The organism is Actinopolymorpha cephalotaxi (assembly GCF_013408535.1).
GTDB lineage: Bacteria > Actinomycetota > Actinomycetes > Propionibacteriales > Actinopolymorphaceae > Actinopolymorpha > Actinopolymorpha cephalotaxi.
This window is the reverse complement of the sequence record NZ_JACBZA010000001.1, coordinates 624,620-639,626: the sequence shown is the minus strand read 5'-3', so window position 1 is coordinate 639,626 and position 15,007 is coordinate 624,620. Positions and strand designations below refer to the sequence as shown.

The following is a 15,007-nucleotide window of genomic DNA, read 5'->3' as shown; positions in this document are numbered from 1 at the left end:
GGGAGCCGGGCCATCACCCGTCGAGGCCCTTCGCCTCGCGGAGCAGCGTGAAGTAGTGGTCGCCGCGCACCGCGGCCACCTTGTCGCCCAGTTTCGCGCGTACCTGCTCGACCACCCAGACGATGTCCCCCGGCGTGAGGTCCCACGCCGGTACGCCCACCGCGACGAACACCGGTGCGCTGCCGTCGAAGTCCTCCGCGTTGGCCAGGATCCGGTCCCGCATCACCGCGCGGTCCCCGATGGCGAGCTGGGTCGAGACCGGCAGGTCGCCGTCCATCACGGTGGTGTCGCTGCGTACGAACCACATGTTGTAGAAGATGCCGCGCAGGTCGAGGTTGTCGTTGTACGCCGCGGCGGAGGCGTCGGTCAGCGCCGGCCGGTCGTCCAGCGCGTACATCACGTCCAGGCCGGGCCGGTCGAGGTAGGACCGGGTGGCGGCGAGGAACTTCGGCAGCTCCTTCTCCGGCCACAGCGACGGGAAGAAGTAGCCCGGACCGCTCGGCCCGGCGACCAGGGTGTCCGCGGCGGTCGCGGTCGTCAGGTAGTGGCTCATCATCACCGGTGCCACGTCGGCCAGCAGTGGGCTGACCGACCAGTTCAGCGCCACCCTGCCGCGGTCGGGGTGGTCCCACAGCTGCCGCATCCGGTGCTGGTCGAACTGCAGGTTGTCGCCCTCGCTGAAGGTGAAGCTGAGGTAGACCTTGTTGGCGAGCTTCGGCGCCGCCGGCACCCGCTGCGGCCGGATCGGCGCGCGCACCCCGCCGAACACCGAGGCGTTCTCCAGGAAGTCCGCGGCCAGCACGTAGACGCCGTGCCGGGACGCGAGCCGCACGCCGTTGAACTCGTCGGTGAACCAGCCGAGGTACGGCGTACCCATGTCGACCGCGGCGAAGATCCGCTCCATCAGCGCGGTCTCCTCCGGGCTGTCGTTCGACGCCAGCCAGAACGGCATCGCCTGGGTGGCCACCGCGTAGTCGCGCAGCTGCTGGGAAGCCGGGCGGCGGTCGTCGGAGGACACGGCCGGGGCGGTCATCGAGGCGGAGACGAGGTACTGGTTCCACATGTCGACCGAGACGACCAGCTTCGCGGTGCCGGCAGGGACGGCCAGCCGGTAGACGAAGTAGTTCGTCCCGTCGGCGAACCGGTGCGCGTCGTTGGTGTCCGACTGCGGCTTGAGGGTCGACCCGCCCTTGTCGAACAGCGCCGCCCGCTCGGGGTCGGTGCCCGCGGTGAGGTCGGCGACGACCGTGCCGTCGGCCCGCACGGTGACCTGGTGCACCGCGGCGCCCCACCCGTCGGCCGGCTGGGAGTCCGCGAACCGCAGGTAGACGGCGTCCCCGCCGAGGAACGCCGACAGGTCCAGGTCGTGCACGGCGCGGTTGGACGAGTCGCGGATCGGCCGGTCCTCGCGGGCGACCTCCTCGAAGTCCTTCCAGTTGTCCGGCGGGATCGGGACGCTCTGGCCGGGGTTGACGCCGAACAGCACCCGGTGGCTGGTCCGCGGCCACAGGTGCTCGAACGCCCAGGTGGTGGCCGCCAGGTTGGAGTCGAACCGGCCGCGGAGGTCGTCCAGCACGGGCAGGTCGTACGGCGCGGCGGTGAGCTTGCCGGCCAGCTCGGGACTGGCGATCACCCCGCCCCGCAGCGCGCCGATCGTGGTGGCGACGTTGACGGTCTCCACCACCTCGGGGTCGTACACGACGATCCCCTTCGCCCGGTGCAGGTGCCGGTCGAGCAGCTGCCAGGGATCGGTGAACGTGGTGTACGGGACGTGGGTGTCCTTCAGCCAGGTGTCCGCACCCTCGCTGGGTTTGCCCACGACGACGTAGATGCGGGGCCGCTCGCGGTTGACCAGCCCCTGCAGCGTGGTGACCAGCAACTTCACGTCCTCGGCGGTGTCACCGGCCATCATCAGCGCGTCCAGGTGACTCGGCCGGGTGAACGCCGGCAGCTCCCGCCGCGCCGGCCAGGAGATCCCGTGCGCCTGCTCGGCGTACGCCGGTGAGGGAACCGCGAGGAAGGTGCCCGCGGCACCGGCGGCGAGCCCGCCGGCCAGGAACGCCCGTCGGGAGGGCCGGCTTCGCGGCTGGGCTCCGGGCTGGGTTCGCGGCTGGGCTCCGGGCTGGGTTCCGGGCTGTATTCGGAAGGGTGACGTCCTTGTCATGGCGGCGGCTCCGCGGCTCACGTCCGGGCCACCGCCTGGCGAAACCCCGGGCACACCCGGGTCCGGCTTGGTGGCAGAAGGTGACCGGACACTACCTGTCGGACACCGCGGCAACGCCCGGCCTGGCCGCTTTTCGCCATGCGTTCGGAGCGCGTACGCAGCGCGCGGAGAACCCCCGGAGCCGGAGTGTGGCCGATCACACATTCCGACCTGGCCCCGCCGCCCACTATGTGCCGCCGGAAGGGTGCACCATGCCAGACGAAGCTGACACACGGGTGGCGTCCGTCACATCGGCCCTGTCATCGGCCCTGTCGGTCTCCCTGACCGCGGGTGACGACCTGGGCGATCACGGTGGCCGCCCGTGCGGCAGACTCTCCCCACCCGCACCGTCGGCGTTCGAACCCGGGGACCACGCCCGGGACGCTCCACCGGCGGCCGGACCGGCACGCGAGAGGAATTGGGCGAGATGGCAACGGGAGTGTTGGGTCCCGAACGCGCGGACATCGGCAAGGGCACGCTGCGCCAGGATCGCTGGTGGATCTCCCCGGCGGTGACCTTCGTGGTGTTCACGGCGTTCATCGTCTACTCCACCTGGCGCGCCTTCTCCGGCGCCAACTACTACGCCTCGCCGTACCTCTCGCCGTTCTACTCGCCCTGCCTGAGCACCCACTGTGTGGCCGGGGCCAGCGACTTCGGGCAGCCGCTCGGTTTCCTGCCGACGTGGTTCTCCCCCGCCCTGGTCATCCTGATCTTCCCCCTGGGCTTCCGGCTCACCTGCTACTACTACCGCAAGGCCTACTACCGCGCCTTCTGGTTGTCGCCGGCGGCGTGCGCGGTGCCCGAGCCGCACAAGAAGTACACCGGTGAGCGGCGGTTCCCGCTGATCCTGCAGAACGTCCACCGCTGGTTCTTCTACGCGGCGTTCGTGATCGCGCTGATTCTCACCTACGACGCGGTGATCGCGTTCCGCAACCCGCAGCACGAGTGGGGCCACATGGGTCTGGGCACCCTGATCCTGCTGGCCAACGTGGTGCTGATCTGGCTCTACACGCTGTCGTGCCACTCCTGCCGGCACATCACCGGCGGACGGCTGCGCAACTTCTCCAAGCACCCTTTGCGCTACCGCCTCTGGACGTTCGTGTCGAAGCTGAACGGCCACCACGCACGTTTCGCCTGGGCCTCGCTGATCTCGGTCGCCGTGGCGGACTTCTACGTCTACCTGCTGGCGACCGGTGCGATCACCGACGTCCGGTTCTTCTGAGGAGACCGAGGTACATCGCATGAGCACAGTCGAACCACGCAACACAGGCGAGCGGCACTCCTACGACGTGGTGGTGGTCGGCGCCGGCGGCGCGGGCCTGCGGGCCGCGATCGCCGCGCACGACGCGGGCGCCCGGACGGCCATCGTGTGCAAGTCCCTGCTCGGCAAGGCGCACACGGTGATGGCCGAGGGCGGGATCGCCGCGGCCATGGGCAACGCCTGGCCGGAGGACAACTGGAAGGTGCACTTCCGCGACACCATGCGTGGCGGGAAGATGCTGAACAACTGGCGGATGGCCCAGCTGCACGCCCAGGAGGCGCCCGACCGGGTGCTCGAGCTCGAAGAGTGGGGCGCGCTGTTCGACCGTACGAACGACGGGCTGATCTCCCAGCGCGACTTCGGCGGCCACCGGTACGCCCGGCTCGCGCACGTCGGTGACCGTACCGGCCTGGAGATGATCCGCACCCTGCAGCAGCGCGCGGTCGCCCTCGGGATCGACGTGTTCATGGAGTGCACGATCACCGAGATCCTCAAGGACGGCGACCGGGTGGCCGGCGCGTTCGGCTACTGGCGCGAGAGCGGGCGGCTGATCACGTTCGAGGCTCCCTCGGTGGTGCTGGCGACCGGCGGCATCGGCAAGTCGTTCAAGGTGACGTCGAACTCCTGGGAGTACACCGGCGACGGGCATGCGCTGGCGGTGCGGGCGGGCGCAAGCCTGATCAACATGGAGTTCGTGCAGTTCCACCCGACGGGCATGGTGTGGCCGCCGTCGGTGCGCGGGATCCTGGTCACCGAGTCGGTGCGCGGTGACGGCGGAGTGCTGAAGAACTCCGAGGGCCGACGGTTCATGTTCGACTACATCCCGGACTTCTTCAAGGCGGAGACGGCCGACTCCATCGAGGAGGCCGACCGGTGGTACACCGACAAGAAGAACAACCGGCGCCCACCTGAGCTGCTCCCCCGCGACGAGGTGGCCCGGGCCATCAACTCCGAGGTGAAGGCCGGCCGGGGCACCCCGCACGGCGGGATCTACCTCGACATCGCCTCCCGGCGCGACCCGGAGTACATCATGCGGCGGCTGCCGTCGATGTACCACCAGTTCAAGGAGCTGGCCGACGTCGACATCACCAAGGAGCCGATGGAGATCGGGCCCACCTGCCACTACGTGATGGGTGGCGTGGAGGTCGACCCGGACACCGCCGTCTCGATCGTGCCCGGGCTTTACGCCGCGGGCGAGGTCGCGGGCGGCATGCACGGCTCCAACCGGCTCGGCGGCAACTCGCTGTCGGACCTGCTGGTGTTCGGCCGCCGGGCGGGCCTGAACGCCGCCTACTACGCCGCGCGCACCCACGACGCGCCGGTCACGGTGGACGAGGACGCGGTGGTGGCTGCGGCGGACGCGGCGCTGGCGCCGTTCTCGGAGGAGGGTGGGGAGAACCCCTACTCCGTGCAGAAGGACCTGCAGGAGGTCATGCACACCCTGGTCGGCATCATCCGTACCGCGGAGGAGCTGGAGCAGGCGCTCGGGGAGATCGAGAAGCTGGCCGAGCGGTCCCGGCACCTCACGGTGGAGGGCAACCGCCAGTACAACCCGGGCTGGCACCTCGCGATCGACCTGCAGAACATGCTCTGGGTGTCGGAGTGCATCGCCAAGGCGGCGTTGACGCGGACCGAGAGCCGCGGCGGGCACACCCGCGACGACTACCCGATGACGGACCAGGACTGGGGCACGAAGAACATCGTGCTGCGGCGGCACGACGACTCGGTCGAACTCGCGATCCAGCCGCTTCCGCAGATGCCGGCCGAGCTCAAGGCGCTCTTCGAGGAGAAGTGATGGGATACAACCTGTCCATGCGGTTGTGGCGCGGCGACGTCGACGGCGGCTCGCTGGCCGACTTCACCGTCGAGGTCGAGGAGGGCGAGGTCGTCCTCGACGCGATCCACCGCGTCCAGGCGACCCAGGCCGGTGACCTCGCCGTCCGGTGGAACTGCAAGGCCGGCAAGTGCGGCTCGTGCAGCGCGGAGATCAACGGCCGGCCGAAGCTGATGTGCATGACCCGGCTGTCGGAGTACGACCAGTCCGAGACGATCACGGTGACGCCGCTGCGGACGTTCCCGGTGATCAAGGACCTGGTGACCGACGTCTCGTTCAACTACGAGAAGGCCAAGGAGGTCCCGGCGTTCGCGCCGACCGCGCCGGACGCCGACGGCAAGCGGCGGATGTCGCAGGTGGATGTCGAGCGGGGCCAGGAGTTCCGCAAGTGCATCGAGTGCTTCCTGTGCCAGGACACCTGCCACGTGGTGCGTGACCACGAGGAGAACAAGCCCGCGTTCGCCGGGCCGAGGTTCTTCCTGCGGTACGCCGAACTCGACATGCACCCGCTGGACACCAACGACCGGCGCAAGCTGGCACAGTCGGCGGCGGGCCTGAGCATGTGCAACATCACCAAGTGCTGCACCGAGGTCTGCCCCGAGCACATCAAGATCACCGACAATGCGATCATCCCGATGAAGGAACGCGTCGTCGACCGCAAGTACGACCCGCTGGTCTGGCTGGGCTCGAAGATCTTCCGCCGCGACCAGCGCGAAGAGGTCTGAGACCCGGTTCGGTACGCCCGGGGCTGACGAAGCCGAAGGGGCGTGGATTCTTCCGCGGAAGAATCCACGCCCCTTCGCCGTCGGTGGCCGGTTCACCCCGCGGCGCGCCGCCGGTGGAGGTCGGAAACTCGTTGAACGCCTGCGAGCGCTTCGCGCATCGCCTGCGCGGACTCCGCCATCGCCCGCCGGGACGTGTCGGTCACCTCGTCCAGCGTTCGGCTGAGTTCGGCAAGCGGCGGTACGCCCGGCAGACCGACGGTCGCCTGCTCGTTGTGCGCGTCGATGGCAGCGTTGACCGCCTCCTGGATCGCGCCCGCGAGGTCCTCGCTGCGGACATGCCGGAACCGTAACGGCTCGATGCCACAGCGCGTACGGCCAAGATCCGCGCACTGTGGAAAACCACGCCGCTCGCGTGTCCTGTGGAAACTTGACCGCGACGCACGGACAGGACAACGTTCAGTCATGGCACAACTGCTCAGCGACGACCAGATCACCGAAGCCCTGCGCGACCTGCCCGGCTGGGAGGCGCGTCCGGGTGCGTTGTTCCGCGCGGTCACCGCACCCAGCTTCATGACCGGCATCGGACTGGTCGACCGGGTGGCGCAGGCCGCCGAACAGATGGGTCACCACCCCGACATCGACATCCGCTGGACGACGATCTCCTTCTCGCTGACCACGCACGCCATGGGCGGGGTGACCGACAACGACGTCAAGCTGGCCGGACGGATCAGCGCGCTGGCCGAGGACACCCCCGGTTAGCGCACGCCCGGGCGCGCGCCGCACGGATCAGCCCTTCAGCGCGCCCGCGGTCAGCCCGGCCATGAACTGCTTCGCCGCCAGCAGGAACGCCACGAAGATCGGCAGCACGCTGATCACGCTCCCGAGCATCACCGCGGCCGTGTCCTGTCCGTACAACGTGTTCAGGTTGGCCATCGCCAATGGGAGAGTGAAGTTCTCCTGGGAGTTCAGGACGATCAACGGGATCTGGAACGCCGTCCAGGTGCCCATGAACGTCCACACCCCCAGCGCGCCGAGGCCGGGCCGGATCAGCGGCAGCACCACCGTCCAGTAGGTCCGCCAGTCCGAGGCGCCGTCGATGCGCGCCGCGTCGTACAGATCGGTCGGGACGGTCTGGGTGATGACCTGCCGCATCCAGAACACCGCGAACCCGTTCGCCGCGCCCGGGATGATCAGCGGCCACAGCGTGTCGATCCAGCCCAGCCGGGCGATCAGGACGTACCACGGGATGAGCCCGACCAGGCCCGGGATGAAGATCGTCGCCAGCAGCATCCGCCACATCCAGCGCGCGCCGGGCGCCTGACGAAAGCGCGAGAAGCCGTACCCCACCAGCGAGGCCAGCACCAGGACGAGCGCGGTGTGCGTGACCGCGACCAGGATGCTGTTGCCCATCGCGCGGAGGACGGGAACGACCTCGACCAGCCGGGTCCAGTTCGCCGAGAGGTTCCCGCCGGGCAGCAGGGGCGGCGGGAAGTGGTAGATGGACGCGTTGTCGTGCGTGGCGAGGACGGCCATCCAGTAGAACGGCAGGACGAACACCAGCACCACGAGGTAGATGAGCACCGTGATGGCCCGGCGGGTCACCGGCGATCCCGTACCGTTCATCCCACTCCCCTCCACGCCGGCAGCGTCAGCAGTGTCAGCAACGTCAGCAACGCAGCCGCCGTCATGTCCGCACCCGCAGCAACCTGCTGTTGACGATGGTGAACACCGCGATCAGCGCGAACATCACCCACGACAGCGCCGACGCCGTACCGAACCGGAAGTCGGTGAACGCCGTCCGGTAGAGCATCGTGCCGAGCACCTCGGCCGCCTGGTCGGTGCCGCCGGTGCCGTTGGTCAGCACGAAGGGCTCGTCGAAGAGCTGGAACGCGCCGACGGTCGAGGACGTGGCACTGAAGAAGATGATCGGCAGCATCAGCGGCACCGTCACCCGGGCGAACACCTGCCGCCCGCCCGCTCCGTCCACCCGCGCCGCGTCGTACAGCTCCCGCGGGATCGACTGCAGCCCGGCGACGAACAACAGCATGTGGAAACCGAGGAACCGCCAGGTGATCATCACGATGATGATCGGTTTGATCCACACCGTCGACGCCAGCCAGTCCAGGGTGACCCGGTCGCCGCTGACGAACGACAAGAACGCGTTGACAAGGCCCGCGTTCGTGGAGAACAGCACACTCATGATGATCGCGATCACCGCAGGAGCTGCCAGCAGCGGAAGCAGGAACACCATCCGCAGGAAGCTCCGCCCGAAAACGACGTACTCGTTGATGAGATAGGCGAGTACGAACGCCGCGCCCACCGTCACCAGGGTCGAGCCCAGCCAGATGTAGACGGTGTTGAAGACCGCCTTGCCGAACGTCGGGTCGGTGACGATGGACACGTAGTTGTCCAACCCGACGAAGTGCGCCGGGTCGAGCCCGTCCCAGTCGGTGAAGCCGATCCAGAAGGCCGCCACGATCGGCACCAGCCCGAAGACGCCGAAGAGCACGAAGAACGGCGCCACCATGAGGTAGAAGTTGCGGTGCGCCCGCACCCGGTCGCCGAGGCCGGCCGGCGACGCCACCGCACTACCGGAGCCGGAGCCGGCGGCAACGCGACCGGACCCCGTCCGGGTGTCGACCTGTCGCCCGTTCACGAGATCTTGTCCTCGAGGTCGGACTGCGCCTTCCGCAACGCCGCCCGCACCGTCCGGACGCCGTGCACGACGTCGGTGACGGCGTTGCTCAGCGCCGTGCTGGCCAGCGCGTCGTTGGGGTTCGTCACCGGCGGTCGCATCGTGGCGGACACCTCGCTGAAGACGGTGTTGACGTTCTCGTTCGCGTAGTACGCGTCGGGCTTGTTGATCCAGTCGCTCTTCCACGCCGGTTTCCAGGCGGGGTAGAGATCGCGGCCGTACATCGCCGCCAGGCTCACCGGATCCTGGGTGACCCATTTGACGAACTCCCAGGCGGCCAACTGGTTCGCGCTCGCCCGCAGCACGCCGATGAAGTCGCCGCCGTAGTTGAACGCGCTCACGCCGTCGGTGGCCGGCGCCAGCGCCACACCCCACTTCCCGGCGCTCTTCGGCGCGTACTGCGCCTTGAGCAGGCCACCGAACCAGTTGCCGGAGAAGAACGTCGCGATCGAGCCCTCGTTGATCGCCGCACCGCGTTCCTGGGAGGACATGTCGGGCGCGAGCAGGCCGTCCTTCTGTAGCCCGACCGCGAACTCCAGCGCGTTCCTCACGATGTCGCTGTCCAGTTGTGGCGTACCGGACTCGTCGAAGTACGACACACCTGCCTGGTTACGCAGGACGGCGACCAGCTGGCCGGGATCGTCCAGCAACCAGCGTTCGCCCTTCACCGCGAGCTTGCGGCCGGCGGACACGAACGTCGGCCAGTCCCGCATCGCGGCATGCACGTCCGCGGGTTCGGTGGGCAGACCAGCGGCCCGGAACAGGTCGCGGCGGTAGAACATGCCACCCGGACCGGTGTTCTTCGGCAGCGCGAATATGCGGCCGGACCGGTCGTCCGCGACGTACTTCCAGGAGAAGTCGGCGTACTTCCCGGCCATCGAGCCCGCGCCGAACGGCTTGCGGGACAGGTCGACGAACCCCGGTTTGCTCTTGAAGTTGGAGACGTTGGTGATCTCCACCATCGCGACGTCGGGCCCGGTGCCGGACACCAGGGCGCCGAGCAGCTTGCTGTTGAACGTCCCGCTGAACCCCTGCACGCGAACCTTGATCCGCGGATACCGACGTTCGAACGACGGGATCGTCTGGAGGAACATCCGGTCGTTGTCGGGCCAGGTCCACACGGTGATCTCGCCGGTGCCGTCGCCGAGAGCGCCGTCGCGGTCCAGCCCGCAACCGGCCGTCAGAGTCCCGGCGCCGGCCAGTCCGGCAGCCGCCGCGACGCCCCCGGCCGTGTGCGCGGCGCCGCGAAGAAACCCCCGGCGGCTGATCCGGTCGGTCCGGCGGATCCCGCGGATCCCGCGGATCCCAGCAATCTCGCCGATCTCACCGGTCTGGCGGGTTCCCATGCTCCTCCCCGGCTTCGGACGACGTGTGCGTGGGAATTGGCGCGCCGAATCTATGTGATGTTGATCAGGAGAGGACAGGCCGTGACCGAAGGCAGCCATCGTGTAGGCATTCGCCGGCCGTCAACGTGAGGTGAAATCCCGGCCGGGATGAATATGCGCTCACATATCTCTTCGATTAACGCGTTGACCTGTCGGTCATTTCGCGCCGATGCTGGTGTCAGGCGACGGTCACGGCTCCCGACGAAGCGTGCCGACCGCGAACCCGAGGGGGTTCTCATGAGGGAGCTCTACACCTACGAGATCGCGTCCACGACTCCTGAGGGGCGATGGACGCCGGTCGTGATCCGCACCGGCTGGTTCAGCCGAGACCCCGAATCCATCGCTCGCGGACTGATGGAGAGCTGGATTCTCGACTACCGTGGCCGCCTCACCAGCGGCCAAATTTATGCCTTCGGCAAACCAGAGCGGGCCAACTCGGCCCGGCTCGTCGCGAGTGTGCGCGTCCGCGTCTTCAGAGGCGGGGACGTCGACGTCTCCACCGCGAAGCCGGTCGCCATCGCCCTGCTCGGCCGGCCCGACCTGAGCCGGCAGCGGGACCGCCACCCCGGCGGTACGGCCGGCGGAGGATCACCACCGGCCGAGGAGACCGACCCCAACCGCCGGCCGCGGGTACGCGACCGCCTCCGGCTGCCTCGGGCGCGGCCCGAGGAAGAACATCCCGGTGACCGGCACCTCCACCGGCTGGTGCCCGGCTAGGTCCGGCTCCGGCAGCTCGGCAGATTCCTCGAGAAAGGTTCGGGAGCGGTGTCGATCCCGCCGCTCGTTGTTCGAAGGAGGGGTGAGCGGCGGGGTCGGCCCGCCGTCCCGACACATCGAGGAGCACACCCATGCCGCGTTTCCTGACCATGATCCGTATCGACGAACAGACTCTGCCCGGCCAGGAGCCCGACCCCGGATTCGGGGAGCGCGCGGCGGCGCTGTTCGAGGAGATCAACAAGGCCGGCGTGATGCGGGAGACGCATGGTCTCCTCCCCACCGCCGAAGGGACCCGGCTCACCTGGTCCGACGGGAAGATCAGCACCACCGACGGCCCCTTCACCGAGACCAAGGAGGTCGTCGGCGGCTACGCCATCACCGAGACCAGGGACAAGGCCGAGGCGGTGGAGTGGACCCGCCGGTTCCTGGAGATCCACCCCGAGCATTGGACCGTCAGCGCCGAGGTACGCCAGATCGAGGAGGGCTGACCCGGGCGCGGGGGCAGGAGAGCTAGGCCGGGCGGGCGACGAAGACGTACTCCCGCCCGGGCCGGTCAGGTGTGTCCCTGACCTCGTCGACGGCGAATCCCGCCGCGTCCAGAGACTCCTCGACCTCCTCGCGGCTCCGGAAGCGCAACGTGGAGTGGGACGTGTGCACGGAGCCGTCGGCCTCGAAGACGTACGTCCCCTGGAAGCTGACCAGCGACCCGTCGACCTCCGTGGTCTCCACCCAGGTGTCCACCGCGCCGATTCCCGGTACGTCCGTACGGCTGCGGGAGTGGTTCGGGTGCCACTCCCGCCACGCCTCCCGCTCCGGCACGCGGGTCTCGAACACCAGCCGGCCGTCCGGGCGAAGCGCCGCCCGGACCCCGCGCAACGTCGCCGCCCAGTCGTCCTCGGTCAGGAAGACCTGCGCGACGTTGCCCGTCATCGTGGCGAGGTCCACCTGCAGCGGCGGCAGCGTGGTGGCGTCCCCGTGCAGCCAGCGCACCCGGTCGGCTCCGGCCTTGCGCCACGCCACGTCCAGGGAGGCCGCCGCCGGGTCGACGCCGATGACCTCGACGCCCCGCTCCGCAAGCAGACAGGCGAACGTTCCCGTACCGCATCCGACGTCGAGCACGCTGCGGGCACCGAACTCGGCGACCATCGCGGCGTACACGTCCAGATCACTGCGGTCGGCGTCCACCCAGTCGTAGATCTCGGCGAGGCGGGATTCGGCGAACAGCGCGTCAGGCACGATCACACCGTAGCGGGCCCGTCCCGGTCAGGCGCCGACGTCGAGACCGACCGTCACCACGTCGCCGAGCTCCAGCCCCTCGGCCCGGCGTACCCCGGCCTTGACCGGCACGATGTACCCGCCGTCCTTCGGCCACAGCGACGTGGCCCACTCCGTCGCCCCGATCCGGGCCGCGACCGGGATCATCCCCCAGCCGTAGGTGACGTACGACGAGGTCGCCGCCAGCTCGCCGCACTCCTCCTCGGGGACGGTGACGAAGTGCCACGGCGCCGGCCCGCGCCAGAACCACAGCTCGCCGCTGAACTCCAGATGCACGCGGCACAGGATAGGCGCGGACCGGCCAGCCAGCAGGTCCGGTACGTGGCGACTCGGTCCTGACCCGACGGCCGCCGGATCTTCGTGCTGTCGGTGAGCTTGAGCCAGACGACCCCGCCGATGATGACGGCGAGCCAGAACGCGCGGACTTGCGTGAGGGTCTCGTCGAAGAAGACCGGGCCGAGCAGCGCTGCGCCGACGGCGCCGATGCCGGCCCAGACGGCGTACCCGATCCCGACGTCGATGCGCTTGAGCGCGACGCTCAGGGCGAACAGGGTCAGCAGGAAGAACACGACCGCGGAGACGGACCAGCCGAGTGCGGTGAATCCGTGACTGCCGCCGACGCTGAGTGCGTACCCGATCTCGAAGACTCCGGCGAGGAGCAGTACGACCCAGGGCCCCAGCCGTCTCTCGGTGCTCGGAGTGGTCGTGGCGGCTGCGGAGGGCGTGGCGTTCGGAGTGGTCGTGGCGTTCGGAATGGTCATTGCCGATGTCCTTTCGGTACGCGTGGTGGTTGGTTCGGGCGGGATCATGCGGCGCCGCTGAGCTGGAGGCCGACGACCCCGCCGATCACGACGGCGATGCCGAGGGCCTTCTTCCAGTCCAGGCGCTGGCCGAGGAGCATCGCGCCGACGACGACGATCCCGACGCCCGCGACGCTGGTCCAGATCGCGTAGCCGACGCCCACGTCGAAGGTGAGCAGGGCGAGGCTGAGGAGGAAGGTGCCGACCGCGCCGCTGGCGAGGGTGGCGAGTGTCCACCACAGTCGGGTGAACCCTTGCGCCTTGCTCGCGAAGAGGCCGACGGCGACCTCGAAGATGACGGCTATGCCCAGGTAGAGCCAGCTCATTGCGGTGTCCTCTCGTGATGTTTGCGGGCTTGTAGTTGTCTGTACATGCAGCTATTAGTGCAAGGTGCGGCCCCGGAAGGAGAACCCCACTCCCTAGCGGTCGAGCAGTGCCCGTACCTCACCGATCGCGTCCACCAGGCGTCGCAGATCGACGTCCGGGAAGTGTGCGCCCGCCTTGACGAGCAGCTCTCGCACCCGTTCCTCGTACGGCGCTCGCAGGTCGCCGAGCAGCACCTCGCCCCGCTTGGTGAGGACCGCGTAGATCCCCCGGCGGTCGTCGGGACAGGTGTCGCGGCGCACCAGATCCTTGGCTTCCAGCCGGCTCACCAGGCGGGTCGCGGAACTCTGGTTCAGGCCCAGCCGCTGTGCGAGCTCACTGACCCGAAGCTCCTTGTCCGGCGCCTGGCCCAACGACGCGAGGGCGCGGCAGTCGGTCAGCCCGATCCGATACTGGTCCGCGAGCCACCTGTCCAGATCGGCGTCGACCGCGGACGCGAACGCCGCGACCTTCGACCACGCGGAGCTCGCCCCCGCGCCGGACGACACCTCGGACCGGGATACCTGCGTGTGCATGCATCGATGCTAGCCCAACCCCGCGGGGAAGCGCACGTCGATACCTGCGGCTTCTGCCGTCCGGGCTCAGACGTTGAACTTGAACTCCACCACGTCACCGTCGGCCATGACGTAGTCCTTGCCCTCCAGGCGCACCTTTCCGCGCGCCCGCGCCTCGTTCATCGAGCCGGCGTCGACGAGTTCGTCGTACGACACGATCTCGGCCTTGATGAACCCGCGCTGGAAGTCGGTGTGGATCGCGCCGGCCGCCTCCGGTGCCGTGGACCCCTTGCGGATCGTCCAGGCCCGCGACTCCTTCGGCCCGGCGGTAAGGAAGGTCTGGAGGCCGAGGGTGTCGAACCCGACCGTCGCCAGCATCTTCAGCCCGGACTCCTCCTGCCCGGTCGAGGCCAGCAGCTCCGCGGCCTCCTCGGGCGCGAGCTCCAGCAGCTCCGACTCGATCTTGGCGTCCAGGAAGATCGCCTGCGCCGGCGCCACCAGCTCGGTCAGCTCGGCGCGCATCGCCTCGTCGGACAGCTCGCCCTCGTCGCAGTTGAAGATGTAGATGAACGGCTTGGCGGTGAGCAGGTTGAGTTCGCGCAGCGCGGCCAGATCGACACCGGCGGCGAACGCGGTGACCCCCTTCTCCAGGGCGGTCTGCGTCCGGCGTACGACCTCGATCGTCTCGACCAGGTCCTTCTTCAGCCGGGCTTCCTTCTCCAGCCTCGGCAGCGCCTTCTCGATGGTCTGCAGGTCGGCGAGGATCAGCTCGGTTGTGATCGTGCCGATGTCGCCGGCCGGAGAGACCTCGCCGTCGACGTGTACGACGTTGGGGTCGCGGAACGCCCGGGTGACCTGGCAGATCGCGTCGGTCTCGCGGATGTGGGCCAGGAACTGGTTGCCGAGGCCCTCCCCCTCCGACGCGCCGCGGACCAGGCCCGCGATGTCGACGAACTGCACCGTCGCCGGCACCAGCTTCGCCGACTCGAACATCCGGCCCAGCACGTCCAGACGCGGGTCGGGTACGCCGACCACGCCGACGTTCGGCTCCAGCGTCGCGAACGGGTAGTTGGCGGCGAGCACGTCATTTGCGGTGAGAGCGTTGAAAAGGGTCGACTTCCCCGCGTTGGGGAGTCCGACGATTCCGATCGACAGGGCCACGGGCCGCAAGCCTACGCGAGCGGGTGACCGGCACAGCGGGCGCACGGTCACTGCCTGGGCGGCCGTACCTCCG

Annotated in this window: 17 protein-coding genes; 6 read left to right on the top strand and 11 right to left on the bottom strand. The window is 69.0% G+C overall.

Going from position 1 to position 15,007, the window contains the following annotated elements:
• Nucleotides 1-13: 13 nt before the first annotated feature.
• Entirely contained in the window at nt 14-2,164 is a 2,151-nt protein-coding gene (locus tag FHR37_RS02880) for a GxGYxYP domain-containing protein (protein ID WP_092886802.1), read from the bottom strand.
• A 466-nt stretch (nt 2,165-2,630) separates the two neighbouring features.
• Here FHR37_RS02880 and FHR37_RS02875 point away from each other — a divergent pair, with 466 nt between their 5' ends.
• Genes FHR37_RS02875 through FHR37_RS02865 form a run of 3 tightly spaced genes read left to right on the top strand, consistent with a single transcriptional unit; the run spans nt 2,631 to nt 6,023 of the window.
• On the top strand, nt 2,631-3,425 hold the full coding sequence (locus tag FHR37_RS02875) for a hypothetical protein (RefSeq protein WP_092886800.1): 795 nt from the start codon (nt 2,631-2,633) through the stop codon (nt 3,423-3,425).
• Between the two features lie 19 nt (nt 3,426-3,444).
• Nucleotides 3,445-5,259: a fumarate reductase/succinate dehydrogenase flavoprotein subunit gene (locus FHR37_RS02870; protein WP_092886798.1), complete on the top strand. Its 1,815-nt coding sequence runs from the start codon at nt 3,445-3,447 to the stop codon at nt 5,257-5,259.
• Nucleotides 5,259-6,023: a succinate dehydrogenase/fumarate reductase iron-sulfur subunit gene (locus FHR37_RS02865; protein ID WP_092886796.1), complete on the top strand. Its 765-nt coding sequence runs from the start codon at nt 5,259-5,261 to the stop codon at nt 6,021-6,023. Before FHR37_RS02870 ends, FHR37_RS02865 begins: the two co-directional genes overlap by 1 nt.
• A 92-nt stretch (nt 6,024-6,115) precedes the next feature.
• On the opposite strand, the gene FHR37_RS02860 is transcribed toward FHR37_RS02865, so the two are convergent.
• Nucleotides 6,116-6,487, bottom strand: a complete 372-nt coding sequence (locus tag FHR37_RS02860) for a hypothetical protein (RefSeq protein ID WP_139239115.1) — start codon at nt 6,485-6,487, stop codon at nt 6,116-6,118.
• On the opposite strand from FHR37_RS02860, the gene FHR37_RS02855 reads away from it, so the two are divergent.
• Nucleotides 6,486-6,782, top strand: a complete 297-nt coding sequence (locus FHR37_RS02855; RefSeq protein WP_092886792.1) for a 4a-hydroxytetrahydrobiopterin dehydratase — start codon at nt 6,486-6,488, stop codon at nt 6,780-6,782. The two genes, FHR37_RS02860 and FHR37_RS02855, sit on opposite strands and share 2 nt — an antisense overlap.
• Before the next feature lie 27 nt (nt 6,783-6,809).
• On the opposite strand, the gene FHR37_RS02850 is transcribed toward FHR37_RS02855, so the two are convergent.
• The 3 genes from FHR37_RS02850 to FHR37_RS02840 all read right to left on the bottom strand — a co-directional run bounded on the left by FHR37_RS02850 (nt 6,810) and on the right by FHR37_RS02840 (nt 10,064).
• Entirely contained in the window at nt 6,810-7,646 is an 837-nt protein-coding gene (locus FHR37_RS02850) for a carbohydrate ABC transporter permease (protein WP_092886789.1), read from the bottom strand.
• Between the two features lie 61 nt (nt 7,647-7,707).
• Nucleotides 7,708-8,679 carry a carbohydrate ABC transporter permease gene (locus FHR37_RS02845; RefSeq protein ID WP_237769001.1) on the bottom strand — a complete coding sequence of 324 codons (972 nt, stop codon included), beginning with the start codon at nt 8,677-8,679 and terminating at the stop codon, nt 7,708-7,710.
• Entirely contained in the window at nt 8,676-10,064 is a 1,389-nt protein-coding gene (locus FHR37_RS02840) for an extracellular solute-binding protein (protein ID WP_175542709.1), read from the bottom strand. Before FHR37_RS02840 ends, FHR37_RS02845 begins: the two co-directional genes overlap by 4 nt.
• Before the next feature lie 276 nt (nt 10,065-10,340).
• On the opposite strand from FHR37_RS02840, the gene FHR37_RS02835 reads away from it, so the two are divergent.
• Both FHR37_RS02835 and FHR37_RS02830 read left to right on the top strand, forming a co-directional pair.
• Nucleotides 10,341-10,820 carry a hypothetical protein gene (locus tag FHR37_RS02835; RefSeq protein ID WP_092886785.1) on the top strand — a complete coding sequence of 160 codons (480 nt, stop codon included), beginning with the start codon at nt 10,341-10,343 and terminating at the stop codon, nt 10,818-10,820.
• A 131-nt stretch (nt 10,821-10,951) separates the two neighbouring features.
• Nucleotides 10,952-11,308 carry a YciI family protein gene (locus FHR37_RS02830; RefSeq protein ID WP_092886783.1) on the top strand — a complete coding sequence of 119 codons (357 nt, stop codon included), beginning with the start codon at nt 10,952-10,954 and terminating at the stop codon, nt 11,306-11,308.
• Between the two features lie 22 nt (nt 11,309-11,330).
• Here the strand turns inward: FHR37_RS02830 and FHR37_RS02825 are convergent, their stop codons facing one another.
• The 6 genes from FHR37_RS02825 to ychF all read right to left on the bottom strand — a co-directional run bounded on the left by FHR37_RS02825 (nt 11,331) and on the right by ychF (nt 14,934).
• Nucleotides 11,331-12,056: a class I SAM-dependent methyltransferase gene (locus FHR37_RS02825; RefSeq protein ID WP_202818300.1), complete on the bottom strand. Its 726-nt coding sequence runs from the start codon at nt 12,054-12,056 to the stop codon at nt 11,331-11,333.
• A 27-nt stretch (nt 12,057-12,083) separates the two neighbouring features.
• Nucleotides 12,084-12,347, bottom strand: coding sequence for a DUF1905 domain-containing protein (locus tag FHR37_RS02820; protein ID WP_237769013.1), 264 nt, complete (start codon nt 12,345-12,347; stop codon nt 12,084-12,086).
• Nucleotides 12,239-12,856 carry a DMT family transporter gene (locus tag FHR37_RS31220; RefSeq protein ID WP_237769000.1) on the bottom strand — a complete coding sequence of 206 codons (618 nt, stop codon included), beginning with the start codon at nt 12,854-12,856 and terminating at the stop codon, nt 12,239-12,241. Before FHR37_RS31220 ends, FHR37_RS02820 begins: the two co-directional genes overlap by 109 nt.
• 44 nt (nt 12,857-12,900) lie before the next feature.
• Nucleotides 12,901-13,221, bottom strand: coding sequence for a DMT family transporter (locus FHR37_RS02810; protein ID WP_092886779.1), 321 nt, complete (start codon nt 13,219-13,221; stop codon nt 12,901-12,903).
• A gap of 93 nt (nt 13,222-13,314) precedes the next feature.
• On the bottom strand, nt 13,315-13,794 hold the full coding sequence (locus FHR37_RS02805; RefSeq protein WP_092886776.1) for a MarR family winged helix-turn-helix transcriptional regulator: 480 nt from the start codon (nt 13,792-13,794) through the stop codon (nt 13,315-13,317).
• Between the two features lie 66 nt (nt 13,795-13,860).
• Entirely contained in the window at nt 13,861-14,934 is a 1,074-nt protein-coding gene (ychF, locus tag FHR37_RS02800) for a redox-regulated ATPase YchF (protein WP_092886774.1), read from the bottom strand.
• Nucleotides 14,935-15,007: the final 73 nt, after the last annotated feature.